General features: G+C 59.8%; 14 protein-coding genes and 1 tRNA gene. 8 read left to right on the forward strand and 7 right to left on the reverse strand.

Annotated elements, in window-relative coordinates; translation table 11 throughout:
* Positions 1–64 precede the first annotated feature (64 nt).
* Both WAO69_RS11755 and WAO69_RS11760 read right to left on the reverse strand, forming a co-directional pair.
* Complete coding sequence (locus WAO69_RS11755; protein WP_422179295.1) at positions 65–961, reverse strand: hypothetical protein; 897 nt, start codon at positions 959–961, stop codon at positions 65–67.
* A gap of 9 nt (positions 962–970) precedes the next feature.
* Complete coding sequence (locus WAO69_RS11760; protein WP_422179297.1) at positions 971–1,777, reverse strand: FkbM family methyltransferase; 807 nt, start codon at positions 1,775–1,777, stop codon at positions 971–973.
* A gap of 192 nt (positions 1,778–1,969) precedes the next feature.
* On the opposite strand from WAO69_RS11760, the gene WAO69_RS11765 reads away from it, so the two are divergent.
* Genes WAO69_RS11765 through WAO69_RS11775 form a run of 3 tightly spaced genes read left to right on the forward strand, consistent with a single transcriptional unit; the run spans position 1,970 to position 4,801 of the window.
* Complete coding sequence (locus WAO69_RS11765; protein ID WP_422179299.1) at positions 1,970–2,911, forward strand: nucleoside hydrolase; 942 nt, start codon at positions 1,970–1,972, stop codon at positions 2,909–2,911.
* On the forward strand, positions 2,908–3,360 hold the full coding sequence (locus WAO69_RS11770; RefSeq protein ID WP_422179301.1) for a GNAT family N-acetyltransferase: 453 nt from the start codon (positions 2,908–2,910) through the stop codon (positions 3,358–3,360). The genes WAO69_RS11765 and WAO69_RS11770 overlap by 4 nt, the downstream gene beginning before the upstream one ends.
* A gap of 25 nt (positions 3,361–3,385) precedes the next feature.
* The gene (locus WAO69_RS11775; protein ID WP_422179303.1) at positions 3,386–4,801 is read left to right on the forward strand and encodes a protein adenylyltransferase SelO; all 1,416 of its coding nucleotides are present in this window, start codon (positions 3,386–3,388) and stop codon (positions 4,799–4,801) included.
* Positions 4,802–5,416: 615 nt separating this feature from the next.
* On the opposite strand, the gene WAO69_RS11780 is transcribed toward WAO69_RS11775, so the two are convergent.
* A complete protein-coding gene (locus tag WAO69_RS11780; protein ID WP_422179305.1) occupies positions 5,417–9,091 on the reverse strand; it encodes a vitamin B12-dependent ribonucleotide reductase in 3,675 nt (1,224 codons plus the stop codon).
* A 523-nt stretch (positions 9,092–9,614) separates the two neighbouring features.
* Here WAO69_RS11780 and WAO69_RS11785 point away from each other — a divergent pair.
* Positions 9,615–10,049, forward strand: coding sequence for a hypothetical protein (locus WAO69_RS11785; protein WP_422179307.1), 435 nt, complete (start codon positions 9,615–9,617; stop codon positions 10,047–10,049).
* 66 nt (positions 10,050–10,115) lie between these two features.
* On the opposite strand, the gene WAO69_RS11790 is transcribed toward WAO69_RS11785, so the two are convergent.
* The 4 genes from WAO69_RS11790 to pdxH all read right to left on the reverse strand — a co-directional run bounded on the left by WAO69_RS11790 (position 10,116) and on the right by pdxH (position 11,981).
* Positions 10,116–10,192, reverse strand: a tRNA-Pro gene (locus tag WAO69_RS11790).
* Positions 10,193–10,221: 29 nt separating this feature from the next.
* Positions 10,222–10,713: a DUF192 domain-containing protein gene (locus tag WAO69_RS11795; RefSeq protein ID WP_422179309.1), complete on the reverse strand. Its 492-nt coding sequence runs from the start codon at positions 10,711–10,713 to the stop codon at positions 10,222–10,224.
* Entirely contained in the window at positions 10,710–11,252 is a 543-nt protein-coding gene (locus tag WAO69_RS11800) for a cold-shock protein (protein WP_422179311.1), read from the reverse strand. Before WAO69_RS11800 ends, WAO69_RS11795 begins: the two co-directional genes overlap by 4 nt.
* A 123-nt stretch (positions 11,253–11,375) precedes the next feature.
* Positions 11,376–11,981, reverse strand: a complete 606-nt coding sequence (gene pdxH / locus WAO69_RS11805) for a pyridoxamine 5'-phosphate oxidase (protein ID WP_422179313.1) — start codon at positions 11,979–11,981, stop codon at positions 11,376–11,378.
* Positions 11,982–12,091: 110 nt separating this feature from the next.
* Between pdxH and fabI the strand changes: the two genes are divergently transcribed.
* The 4 genes from fabI to WAO69_RS11825 form a co-directional block, all read left to right on the forward strand.
* Positions 12,092–12,898 carry an enoyl-ACP reductase FabI gene (gene fabI, locus WAO69_RS11810; protein WP_422179315.1) on the forward strand — a complete coding sequence of 269 codons (807 nt, stop codon included), beginning with the start codon at positions 12,092–12,094 and terminating at the stop codon, positions 12,896–12,898.
* A gap of 11 nt (positions 12,899–12,909) precedes the next feature.
* The gene (gpt, locus tag WAO69_RS11815) at positions 12,910–13,413 is read left to right on the forward strand and encodes a xanthine phosphoribosyltransferase (RefSeq protein WP_422179317.1); all 504 of its coding nucleotides are present in this window, start codon (positions 12,910–12,912) and stop codon (positions 13,411–13,413) included.
* Between the two features lie 87 nt (positions 13,414–13,500).
* On the forward strand, positions 13,501–14,676 hold the full coding sequence (locus tag WAO69_RS11820; protein WP_422179319.1) for an aminotransferase: 1,176 nt from the start codon (positions 13,501–13,503) through the stop codon (positions 14,674–14,676).
* Between the two features lie 60 nt (positions 14,677–14,736).
* Positions 14,737–16,117: SurA N-terminal domain-containing protein (locus WAO69_RS11825; protein WP_422179321.1), on the forward strand; the 1,381-nt coding region annotated here is incomplete at its 3' end.

Genomic DNA, 16,117 nt, shown 5'->3' on the forward strand with positions numbered 1-16,117 from the left:
CGAAGACAGTACCCTCGATGAGATGGACGCACTGTGGGACGCGGCCAAAGCTGCCGAACGCAATTCAGATCGCTGAGCGCCAGGCTTCGGGCACCTGCACACGGATTGGCCCATCGGCACCCAATGCCTTGGGTTCGATGATCATGCGCCGTCCGCGATGCATGATCGCATCCGTCAAAAGCGCGGCGCAACGGTTCAGACCGTCCGAGACATCTTCTTCCCGAGCCTGTTCAAAAGCGGCGAGTTCCTTGTTGAGGATACGCGTCGGCTTTTCCCAGTTCACCCAGAAACCCTTGGGCATTTCGCGCGGGTTTTCCTGCGCCGCATTGTGATCCTTGGATTGCAGAACGATGTCTTTGCGCGCGGCCATTCGATCGGCATAGTCAGGCGTCACATAATGCAAATGGAACAGCACGATGTGCGGATCAATTGAAAACTGCGCATCGATCAGCCCGTGACCACCGACCGTGTATCCCACCGGTTGGGATACGATACAGGGCTTGGAATATCGCGCACTCAGCAAAGCATTCGGATAGCGTTGCAGCACGGTCGCCTGAACATCCGTCTCATCGCTCGGCACCGGCATCAGGTTGAGGCCGACGGGGGCGATCGCAGCGTGTTCCGCCGGCGTTGTCTCCAGATGTTCCAGCAGTCCGCCCTTGTTGCCGACATAGACGAGCAATTCATCCACGTCGTTGCAAATCACCCGGTCATAGAAGGTCAACAACCCGTTCGTGATATGACCAAGCAGCGACCAGCGCGCGTGATCCAGGTCAATCTTCACCTCGTCTCGTGGCAAATGCAGGATGCTGCAGCCCACCGCGATCTCATCGACGCGCGGGTCGCCCCCATGGTTGATCACATACAATTGCCGTTTGGGTACGAACTGGCTGTTATGCGCCACCCATTTCTCAAGCAGCCAGTAATCGCGCCAGACCATCGTCAGAAAGGCCAGTTTCATCGCCAGTCCTTACCTTTTGCCATCGCGCAGAAAGAGCGCGTTTTTGTCGAATTGCTCGATCAGGTCATAGCCATGCTTCTCAAGCGTTTCCATCAGTGCCAGTGACCAGACACCGTCATGTACAGTCTCGAAATAGATCATCTTGGGGCGCAGCGCCGCGTTGCTCTCAAGCAGAGGAACGATCACGCGATCTTCCAGCCCTTCGACATCGACCTTTAGAAAATCGACATGCGGCACGCCAACCTCAAGCAAACACTCAAGCAGCGGACGCACATCCACCGCGACACCCATGCTGGCCTGCCTATGGGGATAGGCAACATCGATCCGCCCTTGCCCCTGATTGCCATTTCGCGGGAAATACAGCGCCGAGCGCCCCACCCGGTCGCTTACCGCGCAGTCAAACACATGGACAGATCCGTCAAACCCGTTCAACGCGATGTTGCGCACAAGCCGCGCGCGCATGTCCGGGTTGGGCTCGAACGCGATCGAGCGCGTCCCGCGCCCTCCACGCAGGTGGATCGGCAGGAAAAACGCGCCGGCATTGGCTCCGACATCCACGATCACGGGGTCCAGACCGTCCAGCGCCTCGGCAATGAATTCAGTCGCGGCATGTTCGCGCGGCAAGCCGCTCTCCCACATGCATAATTCGGTAAAGTTATCTGCCGGGTGCAGCACGAAGCGACAGCCCATCACCTCGGCCGGAGTGACAGGCAAACGCGGCCGCCAGGCGTGGCGTTCAGAGGGTTCGCTCAGGCCGGACCACAAGGACACCCACTCCGCATGTGTCTTGGGCTCTGTGGCCGTATCCTGCACCATGTCCTGCTCCCTCACCGCGCAAGAGGTCCTGTTGCGGACAGCCCGATGGCGCGCGGTTTTCCTGTTTTTTGGCACTGCCGGTCATCGGGGATTTTCGCCACCCGTCCGATCCACGCATTGCACCTGCGTCTATACAAGATTTATGAACAAGCGCATATATGCAATTCACCCCTGTTGCCGCCATGAGGTCCCATGTCCCCCCGCAAGATCATCATCGACACCGATCCCGGTCAGGACGACGCAGTGGCCATCCTTCTGGCCCTGGCCAGCCCCGAAGAGATCGAGGTACTCGGCATCACGGCAGTGGCCGGAAACGTGCCGCTGCCCCTGACACAGCGCAATGCGCGCATCGTGTGTGAACTGGCCGGTCGGCAGGATGTTGCGGTCTATGCTGGCTGTGACGCGCCTTTGACGCGCAAGCTCGTCACCGCCGAACATGTGCATGGCAAAACCGGCCTTGATGGTCCGCAATTGCCTGAACCGACGATGCCGTTGCAGGAGCAGCACGCGGTCGAATTCATCATCGACACCCTGCGCAGCAATCCCAAGGGCAGCGTCACGCTCTGCCCGCTTGGACCGCTGACCAACATCGCGACCGCCTTTCAGCGCGCGCCTGACGTGGTCGAAAACGTGGCCGAGATCGTGCTGATGGGAGGGGCCTATTTCGAAGTCGGCAACATCACGCCCGCAGCCGAGTTCAACATCTATGTCGACCCGCAAGCCGCTGATATCGTGTTTCAATCAGGCGTTCGGATTGTCGTCATGCCGCTTGATGTCACCCACAAGGCACTGGTCACTGGCGCACGCGTGCAGGCCTTTCGCACCATGGGCACAGAGGTCGGGCGCATGGTCGCCGAATGGACCGATTTCTTTGAGCGCTTCGACAAGGAAAAATACGGCTCCGAGGGTGCGCCGCTCCATGATCCCTGCGTCATCGCCTATCTCATCCAACCCGGGCTGTTTCAGGGTCGCCATGTGAATGTCACGGTCGAAACCGGCTCGGAGCTGACATTGGGCATGACCGTCGCCGACTGGTGGCGCGTCACGGACCGCCCACCCAACGCCATGTTCATGGGCTCTCTGGATGCTGACGGGTTCTTCGACCTGCTTACCGACCGGCTGGCCCGGCTATGAGTGCTGCGCTGCATCTGGCCAAACCCACGGACCTGCCCCGCATCGTACCACTGGTTGTCGCCTTTCATGAGGAACAGGGCATCGCCCTGTCGGACACCGCCCGCGAGGCGGCTCTTTCCCCGCTGCTGGATGGCAGCCCCCACGGCGCGATCTACCTGATCGGACCGGCGCGGGCCCCCATTGGCTATGTGATCATCACCTTCGGCTGGTCGGTGGAATTTGGCGGGATGGAAGGGTTCATCGACGAACTCTATGTCCGCCCTGGTGTGCGCAAACGTGGAATCGCCACCGAAGTGCTACACTCCCTGCCGCGCGCATTGGCCGGAGTGGGCATGCGCGCCCTGCATCTTGAGGTGGATCGAACCGATGAGGCAAGCCTGCGCCTTTATGCCAAATCCGGTTTTCAGCCCCGCGAACGGTATATGCTGATGACGCGCTCTTTCCCCTGACGCTGTCTGGGCTTATCTCTGGGCTATGAGCATTCAGTTTGACAACAGCTACGCCGCCCTGCCCGCCGCCTTTTACACGCGGCAGGCACCAACACCGGTCAAGGCCCCACGCCTTGTCGCGTTCAATGATGATCTTGCGGCCCTCATGGGGATCGCCCGAACCGACCTGCCCGATGCGGCCGCAACCTTCGCCGGCAATGTGATTCCCGATGGGGCCGCGCCGCTGGCCCAGCTTTATGCCGGGCATCAGTTCGGCAACTGGAACCCGCAATTGGGCGACGGGCGCGCGATTCTTCTGGGTGAAGTGCTCAGCAAGGATGGCAAACGCCGCGATCTGCAACTCAAGGGCTCAGGGCCAACCCCCTATTCCCGTATGGGCGACGGGCGCGCCTGGCTTGGCCCCGTGCTGCGCGAATATGTCGTCAGCGAAGCGATGCATGCCCTTGGGATTCCCACCACCCGTGCACTGGCCGCGGTGGAAACCGGAGAACCCGTGATCCGCGAAACCGGCGCCCTTCCCGGCGCGATACTGACCCGGGTGGCCGCAAGCCATTTGCGCGTGGGCACATTTCAGATCTTCGCCGCGCGCGGTGAAATCGGTCATCTGCGCGCCCTGACCGATTATGCGATCGCACGGCATTACCCCGAGGCCGTCGGCCCGATGGGCTTGCTCAGGGCTGTGCGCGATGCCCAGGCCGCGCTTGTCGCGCGCTGGATGTCCGTCGGCTTTATCCACGGCGTGATGAACACCGACAATTGCGCCATTTCCGGCGAGACGATTGACTATGGCCCCTGCGCCTTCATGGATGCCTATCATCCCAATACGGTGTTTTCCTCGATCGATCAGTTCGGGCGTTATGCCTATTCCAACCAGCCAGACATCGTGGTGTGGAACATCGCCCAACTGGCAACCGCGCTGATCCAGCAGGTCGAAGACAAGGACGCCGCCGTCGAAGAAGCGACCGAGATCGTCCACGCGATGCCCGCGCTGATCCGCAGCGAATGGGAACGGTTGTTTGCCGCAAAGATCGGTCTGAGCGCGCCCGCCGAGGGCGATATGGAGCTTGTGACGGACCTTCTGGAGCGCATGGCCGCCAATCAGGCGGATTTCACCAATACGTTCCGCAACCTGTCGGGCAATTCAGCGCGCGATCAGTTCACCGATCCGACCGCTTTTGATGATTGGGCCGAAGGCTGGCAAGCCCGCCTTGTCGGGGAACCCGATGCTATCGCCCGGATGAACGCCACCAACCCTTCGGTCATACCGCGCAATCACCGCATGGAAGAGATGATCGCGGCGGCTGTTCAAGGCGATTACGCGCTGTTTGAGCGGCTGAACGCGGTGCTGGCCACGCCGTTCGCCGATCACATCGATGACGCCGACCTCAAGCGCCCACCCGCGCCGGATGAAGTGGTGCCAGCAACCTTCTGCGGGACCTGAGGCCCAGGATTTCGGCAGTAAGGCAGCCCCCGGCAAGCGCAGTTTCAGACTTTGATTGATCCGCCAGAGTGGTGTCTTGGGTTGCAGACATTTCCCAACAGCGGGAAAAAGGAACGAAAAGTATCGTCGGTACGCAGAATCTCGAAGCCCCGGCTCGCAAGATATGCGGCGGTACGCGCGTTCTTGAAGTTGAAAAAGCTCAGATCAAGGATCGTTTTCTGATTGAAGAACTGCGCTGCGTTCATCCTCAGGTCTGGTCATGCAAAAGGGCCTGGGCCGGATCGTTTCGGAATCGTGCCAGCGCGCCGGGATCAATCAAAGAAAAAGGGGAGCCGAAGCCCCCCGTTAGTTTCGCCGCTCAGGCTCAATAGTTTACCGCCCGGTGTTTTTTTGCCTGCGGCCTGAGCGTCGTCAGGGGCGAGCGCACCCACCCCGTGTCCCGCGCAAAATCAGAGATCTTGCACAGGGTGAGTCAGAGCGGCTTTCCGGAGAAAACCTGCAGCGTCCCACCCCGCCGGGTATCTGGGCGGGCTGTGTCCAGCCCGACCCGTTGTTTCGTCGGGGCCTGACCCGAAGGTCATTGGCCCCTACGCATCCCCCAGGGATGCGATCTGGTCAGCTACACCCGGACGTTCCGCCACAGGTGTTGCACTTCATGCAGGTGCCGTTGCGCACCAGCGTATAGTTGCCACATTCGCCGCAGGCCTCGCCTTCATAGCCCTGCATCTTGGCCTTGGTGCGCGCGTCGATCTCGATCGAGCCCGTGGCCATTGCCGTGGTTGTCGTGATGGTCGCCGTGGCCGTTTCGGGCACCAGGGTCTGCAGCGTCTGGACCGGGTTGATGTCAGCGTTCACCGCAACCGCTGTCGAGGTCTGTACCCCGCCCTGAAACACCATCAGTTCTTGGGGCAAACGCTTGCGCAGATAGCCTGTCGAGCTGATTTGTTTCAGAACTTCCAATGACTTGGAGGCTGCCGTGTCGCTGAGTTCCGAGATGTTTGCCACCCCTTCCTCGGTTCCACGACCCAGATCATCAAAGCTGGCCCCTTCCGGTTTCACATGTGCCAGATCCGTGCGGTCCAGGTAGGACACAGCCAGTTCGCGGAACACGTAATCCAGGATCGAGGTGGCGTTCTTGATGCTGTCGTTGCCTTGCACCATGCCTGCCGGCTCGAACTTGGTGAAGGTAAAGGCATCAACAAACTCTTCCAGCGGCACGCCATATTGCAGACCAACCGACACGGCGATGGCAAAGTTGTTCATCATCGCACGGAAGCCCGCACCCTCCTTGTGCATGTCGATGAAGATTTCGCCAAGGTTGCCATCCTCATACTCGCCGGTGCGCAGATAGACCTTGTGGCCTCCCACGATGGCTTTCTGGGTATACCCCTTGCGCCGTTGCGGCATCTTTTCGCGATGGCTGCGCACGATCTCTTTGACCACGACTTTCTCGATGATCTTTTCGGCAAGTACCGCGGCCTTTTCGGTCGGGGTCCCGCTTTCCAGGATCTCTTGTGCGTCCTCATCATCTTCGACCAGAGCTGCCGCCAGAGGCTGGCTCAGTTTCGAGCCATCGCGATAGAGCGCATTCGCCTTCACACCCAGCGACCAGGACAGTTCATAGGCCTTCATGCAGTCTTCGATTGTCGCATCGTTGGGCATGTTGATGGTCTTGGAGATCGCCCCGGAGATGAACGACTGTGCAGCGGCCATCATGGTGATGTGGCTGTTCACGCTCAGGAAGCGCTTGCCCTTCTTGCCGCATGGGTTTGCACAATCGAAAATCGCATAGTGCTGTTGCTTGAGATGCGGCGCACCTTCCAGCGTCATCGTTCCGCAGACGTGATCATTCGCAGCATCGATGTCGGCCTTGGAATAACCAAGGTGGCGCAGCAGATCAAAGGTCGGATCGTTCAGCTTGTCCTGTGGAATTCCAAGGACTTGCGTGCAGAACTCCTCGCCCAGCGTCCACTGGTTGAACACGAACCGGATATCGAACGCGCTTTCCAGCGCGCCTTCGACCTTGGCAAGCTCATTGACGCCGAACCCGTGACCAGCCAGCGAGGTGTGGTTGATCGCCGGCGCATTGCCGATCGACCCATGACCCACCGCGTAGGACACGATCTCTTCAATCTCGGCCGAACTGTATCCCAGTTTCTCCAGAGCACCCGGAACGGACTGGTTGATGATCTTGAAGTATCCGCCACCGGCCAGTTTCTTGAATTTCACAAGGGCGAAATCCGGCTCGATCCCGGTGGTGTCACAATCCATCACCAGACCGATCGTGCCGGTCGGCGCTATCACCGTGGCCTGTGCGTTGCGATAGCCATGCCGTTCGCCCAGTTTCAGCGCCTCGTCCCAGGCGGACATGGCAATGTCGACCAGACGCGGATCAGGGCAATTGGCGTGATCCAGAGCCACTGGTTTGACGTTGACGGCCTCATAGCCCGTCGTCGCGCCATAGGCCGCGTTGCGGTGGTTGCGGATGACCCGCAGCATGTGATCGGCGTTCTTCTTGTAGCCCGGGAACGGGCCCAGTTCACCGGCCATCTCGGCCGATGTGGCATAAGACACGCCAGTCATGATTGCCGTCAGCACGCCGCACATCGCCCGGCCCTCGTCGCTGTCATATCCAAGGCCCATGTTCATCAGCAAACCGCCGATGTTGGCATAGCCCAGACCAAGCGTGCGGAAATCATACGAGCGCTGCGCAATGGCGGGGCTTGGAAACTGCGCCATGGTCACCGAGATTTCCAGCGTCACAGTCCACAACCGCGTGGCGTGCATATAGTCTTCGACCTGGAACTCATCGTCCTTGAGGAAGGTCAGCAGGTTCATCGATGCCAGGTTACAGGCCGTGTCATCGAGGAACATGTATTCCGAACAGGGGTTCGAGCCGCGGATCGCACCATCTTCGGGGCATGTGTGCCAGGCGTTCACGGTGTCATGGTACTGGATGCCGGGATCGGCACAGGCCCAGGCCGCGTGACCGACTTTGTCCCAGAGATCACGCGCCTTGATTGTCTTGGTCACCGAGCCGTCGACGCGGCTGGTCAGTTCCCAATCGGCGTCTTTCTCGACCGCATAAAGGAACGCGTCGGTGACCCGGATCGAGTTGTTCGAGTTCTGGCCCGACACCGAGCTGTACGCCTCGGAATCCCAATCCGTATCATAGGTCGGGAATTCGATGCTGGTGTGGCCCTGCTTGGCGTAATCCAGCACACGCTTGATATAGGTTTCGGGGATCGCGACTTTCTTTGCATCCCGGATCGCCGCCTTCAGCGCGTCGTTCTTCTTGGGATCATAGGCATCCTCGACAACACCGTCCCAGGCTTTGATCGCGGCGAACAGAGCGTTGAGCTTTTGCTCATGCATCTTCGAGCCGGCCACGATCGAGGCCACTTTCTGCTCTTCCACAACCTTCCAGTTGATGAAGTCCTCGATATCGGGATGGTCGGCATCCACGATCACCATCTTGGCCGCGCGGCGCGTCGTGCCGCCCGATTTGATCGCCCCTGCAGCCCGGTCTCCGATTTTCAGGAAACCCATCAGGCCCGAAGACTTGCCGCCGCCCGAAAGCTTTTCGCCTTCGCCGCGCAGATGCGAAAAGTTGGTGCCCGTGCCCGAGCCGTATTTGAACAGACGCGCTTCGCGCACCCACAGATCCATGATGCCGCCGTCATTCACCAGGTCATCGGACACCGACTGGATAAAGCAGGCGTGCGGCTGCGGGTGTTCATAGGAGGATTTCGATTTCGTCAGCTTGCCTGTCTGGAAGTCGACATAGTGATGGCCCTGCGCCGGACCGTCGATCCCATAGGCCCAATGCAGACCGGTGTTGAACCATTGCGGCGAGTTCGGCGCGGCGCGCTGCGTTGCCAGCATATAGCGCATCTCGTCGAAATAGGCGCGCGCATCTTCCTCGTCGCTGAAATAGCCGCCCTTCCAGCCCCAATAGGCCCAGGCACCTGCAAGCCGGTCAAAGACCTGCTTGGACGAGGTCTCGCCACCGAATTCAACGTCATCGCCGTCCGGAACCGACCGCCACAGGAATTCCGGAACGCCCTTTTCCTTGACCTTCTTCATACGGCTCGGCACGCCCGCTTTGCGGAAATACTTCTGCGCGATCACATCGCTTGCCACCTGACTCCAGCTTGTCGGAACTTCGATGTTTTCCAGGCGGAATACGACGGATCCATCCGGGTTGCGAATCTCGGATGTTGCCTTGGCAAACTCCAGATCCGCATAGGCGTCCTGGCCGGATTTCGTGAATTTTCTTTCAATTTGCATGTTCGCTGCCTCTATTCAGCATGTCCCAGTTGTCATGGGCACGCCGAACGCGTGACCCCCTTCGCCGCAGTCGTTATGGACAACACTTTCCAGAGCTCGCTCACTCCCCAGAGTGCGGGCACGGTGCACATGAAATTGTTTCGGCGTGTGTCTCTAACCATCCCAACCGTCGCCGCCGTCCCTGGCTTTACATACCAGATGTTGTGGCAACGAGACCGGCTAGCACAACCTGACGTATGTAGCACTATGCCGTCAACGATATTTTATGACAAAAATGGATTCTTTTCGGTTGACCTGATTCCCTGTCAAAGCAGCTGTCAGAATCATTGCGGCTTATCCCCAGAATCAGTGCCACAGACGTGTTGCGGCTCCGGAACGATTTTCCCTTTTTTGAACCACGTTTACACGTCATCCTAAGAGCAGGGCCTGAACAAAATCAGATGTCATGCCGCTTGAAGCACGCGCCTGAGGCACCACATCAAAAACAGGCATTCGAAGCCACCCTGTGTCCTGGAGACCACGCATGATCGCCCGCATATTGCCCCTCATTCTGGCTCTGGCGGCCTGCGCACCACAAGATATGGGGAACTCTTCGGGCAAGGCGCGATTCTCGGAATACCCGCAACCTCTGTTTGATGCCTTTCGCGACTCCTGTACGGGTCCGGCACGCGCGTTTCGCTCGACCGGCCCCAATACTGCAGAGTGCCGTGAGCTGATGCCGCCACGGGTCACCGCAGCCTTTATTCTGGAATACACCGGAATCACCGAAGACCTGCCCCGCCTTGTCATCCGCTTTCGCGCCGAGCAGGACACGGGAAGCTATCTGGTCAGCAACGATGTCTTCGTGAACGTCCCGCAGCGCAGCGGCGGGCCGCGGCAGGTTCCCTTTGTGGACCCGCAGCTGCGTCGCCAGCTGGATGTGCTTTACCGGAATGCAGGGGGCGTTCCCGAACTGTAGGCGCAAGGCTCAGGCCCGGCACCAATCCTGTGCGGGCAGCCCGTCAAAACAAACCTGGGGATTATATGGTCGGGGCGGCAGGATTCGAACCTACGACCCCCTGTACCCAAAACAGGTGCGCTACCAGACTGCGCCACGCCCCGAACCATGCGGCGTTCCTATATCGCGGACATCACTTTGAAAAGCCCAAACAGGGCCATGCGGCGACTGCAGGATCAAAAACTGCATGTTGCATCTGGTCGCCCGCATCAATCCCCAACCGGCGGGCCAGTCCGCCGTTGATTTCAAGCACGACCAGAATGTCATCCCCCCCGTGAATCGGGGTCAGATCGCCCGGCACGGCCTCATGCGCAACGCTCTGCACGGTGCCCGTCGCATCCATGAAGATCATATCCAGCGGAATCAGCGTGTTCTTCATCCAGAACGACACCCGTTGCGGGCGTTCATAGACAAACAACATGCCGGAAGATTGCGGCAGGATTTCGCGAAACATCAGCCCCTGCGAGCGTTCCATGGGATCATCGGCAATCTCGACGTTGAACTGAACCTGACCAAAGTCACCGCGCAGACTGACACGCTCGGCGCTACAGGCGGCCCATGCCACGGAAACTTGAGCGAACAGGCAGATCAGCCCAATACCCACGCCCCGCAGACCCTGCCTCATGCAAAAGCGTTCCCATCAAGCACGCCGGTTTCCCAGGGAAAGACCTGTGCCGCCATGCGCCCGCGTTTGCCTTCAATGACACGCAGCGCCAAGGCTTCGCCCGGCTGCACATCAGACAGCCCAGACAGACGCAGCACCTCGATGTGCAAGAACACGTCCTCGGGCTTGCCAAACACATTGGCAAAGCCAAAGCCCTTTACCTTGTCGAACCATTTCACCCGCCCCGGCTCCAAGGGAAGCTTGGCGATATTGTGATCGGGCAGTTCGACCAGATCACGCAGGGCATTTGCCTCGTCGCGTCTGGGTGGCTCGATCTTCAGGATCTCGACCGCTTGCGCACCCCGATCGGTGTTGTGCGCAATCAGCTCGATCCGCGCATCATCCGCGACCGAGTTCTGTCCGAAGTTCCGAAGGACGTTCACATGCAACAAGATATCTGCCCCCCCCGAGTCAGATACCACGAAACCGAAGCCCTTTGCAGGGTCGAACCATTTAACGTGGCCCATTACATGCGAAAGGTTGTTCAGGTCATCTCCCAAAACGATGTTCCCACACTAGTTAACAGCAGCCCCCGTACCTTTAGTCTTGCGCGAAATCATCATCCGTTTCCAGCGAAAAAATATATTATTTTTCAGCGGCTTGCATTTCGCGTCACATGAAATTCAAGGGTTCAGGCGCTGAATATGCCATTCTTCCGAGGGGTCAGCACGTCTCCAGACGAACCGGTCATGCAACCGGAAAGCGCCGTCGGCCCAAAACTCGATTTCCACCGGCGTGATCCTGTAGCCCCCCCAGAATGGCGGACGTTTCGGGTTGGTGCCGTGGGTTGCGGTTACCCGCGCGACCTCGGCCATGAGCGAAGCGCGCCCCGCCAGGGGGCGTGATTGAGCCGAGGCCCAGGCCCCCAGTCGGCTCTTGAGAGAGCGCGATTCGTAATAGGCATCGGCCTGGGGCCCCTCTTCCTTTTCCACCAGCCCGCGAACCCGGATCTGACGCCGCAGCGACTTCCAATGCAGCAGGAAGGCGGCTTTGCTCGCCTGGTCGATCTCCTGCGCTTTCCGGCTTTCGTAGTTGGTGTAGAATACAAAGGCGGCGTCTTCGATCTCCTTGAGGAGAACCATGCGCACATTCGGCAGACCGTTGGCATCCACGGTGGACAGAGCAATGGCGTTTGGATCGTTGATCTCGCTCGCCTCGGCTTCGGCCAACCAGCTGCGCGCGATTGCAAATGGATCACTGCCTGCGAAAATCCCAGTACGGTCGCTCATCGCTTGTCCTTACCTCGTGAATTCCTGCCTGCCCCTCACGGGCTTGAAGAGGATCGGTCAATCGCCTAAAGGTCAGGTCCAGTCAATATCAAGTGGGCAAGGGTTCCGCGATGTCAATTCAACTGATGGCGGGCAAACGCGGTCTGATCATGGGTCTCGCCAATGATAAGTCCATTGCCTGGGGTATAGCACGGGCCGTCGCCGAAGCCGGTGCGGAACTGGCGTTTTCCTATCAGGGGGACGCGCTTAAAAAACGCGTCGAGCCGCTGGCCGCACAACTGGGCAGCGATATCGTCCTGCCTTGCGATGTCGGCGATGAGGCGTCCATGGATGCGCTGTTTGACGCCCTCAAAGAGCGTTGGGGCACGCTGGACTTCATCGTTCACGCCATCGGCTTTTCGGACAAGAACGAATTGCGCGGACGCTATGTCGATACCAGCCGAGCCAATTTCCAGATGTCGATGGATATCTCGGTCTATTCCTTCACCGCCGTGGTGCAACGCGCCGAAAAGATGATGAACGCGGGCGGCTCGGCCCTCACGCTGACCTATTACGGTGCCGAGAAGGTCATGCCCCATTACAACGTCATGGGCGTGGCCAAAGCCGCGCTCGAGGCCTCCGTGCGCTATCTGGCCGAAGATCTCGGCAAGGACGGCATTCGCGTGAACGCGATCTCGGCCGGCCCGATCAAGACGCTGGCCGCCTCTGGCATCGGCGATTTCCGCTATATCATGAAGTGGAACGAGTATAACTCGCCGCTGCGGCGCAATGTGACGATTGATGATGTGGGCAACAGCGCGCTTTATCTTCTGTCCGATCTCGGCTCGGGTGTGACAGGCGAAGTCCTGCATGTGGATGCGGGCTATCACGCCGTGGGAATGAAAGCCGTCGACGCACCCGATATCACCAAAGCATAAAGGACCGCGCCATGGCCGACCGCCTGCCCCACGAAAAAGGGTTCCATGTCAGCTGGGATCAGATTCACCGCGACAGCCGGGCGCTGGCGTGGCGACTGGACGGCAAGGGTCCGGACGACGGGGCCTGGCGCGCCATCGTGGCCATCACGCGCGGCGGCATGGCCCCGGCGATGATCGTCGCGCGCGAGCTGGATATCCGCACGGTCGATACGATCAGCGTCAAAAGCTACGATCATCAGAACCGCTCGGAAGCGAAGGTGCTCAAGGCACCAGATGACGAGATGATGGGCGATGGAACCGGCATTCTGGTCATCGACGATCTTGTCGACAGCGGAAAGACGCTCGAACTGGTGCGCAAGCTTTATCCCAACGCCCATTTCGCAACGGTCTACGCCAAGCCCATGGGCGAGCCCCAGGTGGATACATTCATCACCGGCGTCAGTCAGGATACGTGGATTTTCTTCCCCTGGGACATGGCATTGCAATATGTAGAACCCTACCGGGGCAAGGAATGATCACCTGATCTCGCTTGCTTTGGTGCCGCGTTCAGACCCAAATCGATGACAGACCCGCGAAAAAGCGGTGCCAAACCGGATCACGCCATGCCCTTACCCAGAACCGCCACCACATTTGCCCCGCCGGTCATGGAGGCACGGCGCTGGCTGGATGGCGCGACGTTTCCCGACCATAGGCCCTTGATGAATGTCAGCCAGGCGGCTCCGGTTGACCCGCCCCCGCGTGCCCTTCGCGAAGTGATCGCCGAAACCGCCCTGACCAACGATGCCGCGCATCTCTATGGCCCGGTGCTTGGTCTGCCCGAATTGCGCGCAGAGCTCGCAGAGCGCTGGTCAAAATCCTATGGGGGCAGAATTGACAGTGAACAGGTCTGCATCACCTCGGGCTGCAATCAGGCCTTTGCCGCGGCCATCAGCACACTGACGGGTGAAGGAGATGAAGTCATCCTTCCAACACCATGGTATTTCAACCATAAAATGTGGCTGGACATGGCTGGCGTCACCTCTATTGCACTGCCCACTGGGGCGGATTTGCTGCCCGACCCGGATCAGGCCGCAGCCCTGATCACCGACAGGACCCGCGCCATAGCGCTGGTCACCCCCAACAATCCCGGCGGTGTGGAATATCCCTCGGAATTGGTACGTGCGTTCCTTGATCTGTGCCGGCGACACAAGATCGCGCTGATCATCGACGAAACCTATCGCGACTTCGACAGCCGAACCGGTGCGCCACATGATCTGTTTCAGGACCCTGACTGGCACGATACGCTGATCCATCTCTATTCCTTCTCCAAAGCCTATCGCCTGACCGGTCACCGCGTGGGCGCAATGGTCGCGTCCCAGGCCCGGCTGGCCGAGGTCGAGAAGTTCCTCGATACGGTGGCCATATGCCCCAATCAGATCGGCCAATACGCCGCTCTCTGGGGGATGCATAACCTCAGCCAGTGGCTGGCCGGTGAGCGCGCGGAAATCCTGGACCGGCGCGCCGCAATCCAGGACGGGTTTCCCAGGCTGGCCGAACAGGGATGGAGGCTCATGGGGCTGGGCGGGTATTTCGCCTATGTCGAACACCCTTTCGATCTGCCCTCCAACCAGCTTGGACCGGAACTGGTGCGCCGGGCGGGGATCCTGCTTCTTCCGGGGACCATGTTCATGCCCGAGCATGATCGGGATGGCGCGCGTCAGTTGCGCATCGCCTTTGCCAATCTGGATCGCGCCGGGATCGGGCAACTCTTCACACGTTTGACAGGGGCCTCGTTCTGACCTTGCCCCCCTTCGCGCTGCATCGTATTCACGGGGCCAATTATAAACTCCGGGGGCATCATGGCCGCACGCACTAGCTTGTCTAAAACCTTTGTCTGGATCCTTTTGGCCCTGCTTTTCGTGGGTCTTGCGGGCTTTGGCGCGACCAATCTTTCGGGCACGATCCGCACCGTCGGCAAGGCTGGCGATCAGCAGATCAGCGTCGATCAATTCGCGCGCGAACTGCAACGCGAGATCAACGCGATCACGATACAGACCGGCCAGGCCCTGCCGATGGATCAGGTGCGCGCCATCGGTCTGGATCAGCAGGTTCTGGGGCGTCTGGTCGCTCTGGCCTCGATTGATCACGAGACTGCGCAGATGGGTATCTCGATCGGCGATCAGAACCTGCAACAGGAAATCGTGCAGATCCCCTCATTCCAGTCGCTGGACGGCAATTTCGACCGCGAAGCCTATCGCTTTGCGCTGCAACAGGCCAACCTCAGCGAAGCCGAGTTCGAAAGAGACCTGCGCAACGAGGCCGCCCGCACCCTGGTGCAAAGCGCCATTCTGGGTGGCGTTCAGATGCCCGCCACGCTGAACAATGTCATCGTCGAGTTCATCGGCCAGCGTCGCAGCTTTACCTGGGCCCGCCTTGGCCCCGAAACGCTGACCACGCCGGTTCCCGCCCCGAGCCAAGAGGCGTTGCGCGCGTTTTATGACGAAAACATCGACCGCTATACCCTGCCCGAAACTAAATCCATCACCTATGCGGTGCTGACGCCCGAGGCGATCTTGGACAGCGTCGAGGTTGACGAAGCCGCCCTTCGTGAGGCCTATGCCGCACGCGAAGACGAGTTCAATCAACCCGAGCGCCGCCTTGTCGAACGCCTTGTGTTCCCCGATCAAACTGCGGCGAACGACGCCAAGGCCCAGCTTGAAGTGGGCGGTACCACCTTTGAACTGCTGGTCCAGGAACGCGGGCTTGCCCTGTCGGATGTCGATCTTGGCGATCTGGCGGCCGACCAGCTGGGAGCCGCCTCCGACGCGGTTTTTGCGGCCAATGCGGGCGATGTCGTCGGACCGCTGCCCAGCGACCTTGGACCGGCCCTGTTCCGGATCAACGGCATTCTGGCAGAACAGGCGGTCTCGTTCGAAGAGGCCCAGCCAATTCTGCGCGATGAGCTGGCCCAGGACCGCGCCCGCCGCCAGCTGGAAATCATGAGCCAGGAATTCGAGGACCTGCTGGCCGGTGGGGCCACTCTCGAAGAACTCGCCTCGGAAACCGAAATGGAGGTCGGACAGATCGACTGGACCGACGAAACGCTGGACGGCATCGCCGCCTATGGCGCGTTCCGCTCGGCCGCTGCAGCGGTAAGCGCGGATGATTTCCCCGAGATTGGATTCCTGGAAGACGGCGGGCTGTTTGCCCTGCGTCTGGACGAGACCCTCCCTCCACGCC

The sequence above is a fragment of the Aestuariivita sp. genome (genome assembly GCF_049276915.1).
Lineage (GTDB): Bacteria > Pseudomonadota > Alphaproteobacteria > Rhodobacterales > Rhodobacteraceae > Aestuariivita.

Excerpts from the sequence above, each read along its gene's own strand:
- WAO69_RS11755 (WP_422179295.1), bottom strand. The coding sequence starts at position 961 with ATGAAACTGGCCTTTCTGACGATGGTCTGGCGCGATTACTGGCTGCTT.
- WAO69_RS11760 (WP_422179297.1), bottom strand. The coding sequence starts at position 1,777 with ATGGTGCAGGATACGGCCACAGAGCCCAAGACACATGCGGAGTGGGTG.
- WAO69_RS11765 (WP_422179299.1), top strand. The coding sequence starts at position 1,970 with ATGTCCCCCCGCAAGATCATCATCGACACCGATCCCGGTCAGGACGAC.
- WAO69_RS11770 (WP_422179301.1), top strand. The coding sequence starts at position 2,908 with ATGAGTGCTGCGCTGCATCTGGCCAAACCCACGGACCTGCCCCGCATC.
- WAO69_RS11775 (WP_422179303.1), top strand. The coding sequence starts at position 3,386 with ATGAGCATTCAGTTTGACAACAGCTACGCCGCCCTGCCCGCCGCCTTT.
- WAO69_RS11780 (WP_422179305.1), bottom strand. The coding sequence starts at position 9,091 with ATGCAAATTGAAAGAAAATTCACGAAATCCGGCCAGGACGCCTATGCG.
- WAO69_RS11785 (WP_422179307.1), top strand. The coding sequence starts at position 9,615 with ATGATCGCCCGCATATTGCCCCTCATTCTGGCTCTGGCGGCCTGCGCA.
- WAO69_RS11795 (WP_422179309.1), bottom strand. The coding sequence starts at position 10,713 with ATGAGGCAGGGTCTGCGGGGCGTGGGTATTGGGCTGATCTGCCTGTTC.
- pdxH (WP_422179313.1), bottom strand. The coding sequence starts at position 11,981 with ATGAGCGACCGTACTGGGATTTTCGCAGGCAGTGATCCATTTGCAATC.
- fabI (WP_422179315.1), top strand. The coding sequence starts at position 12,092 with ATGTCAATTCAACTGATGGCGGGCAAACGCGGTCTGATCATGGGTCTC.
- gpt (WP_422179317.1), top strand. The coding sequence starts at position 12,910 with ATGGCCGACCGCCTGCCCCACGAAAAAGGGTTCCATGTCAGCTGGGAT.
- WAO69_RS11820 (WP_422179319.1), top strand. The coding sequence starts at position 13,501 with ATGCCCTTACCCAGAACCGCCACCACATTTGCCCCGCCGGTCATGGAG.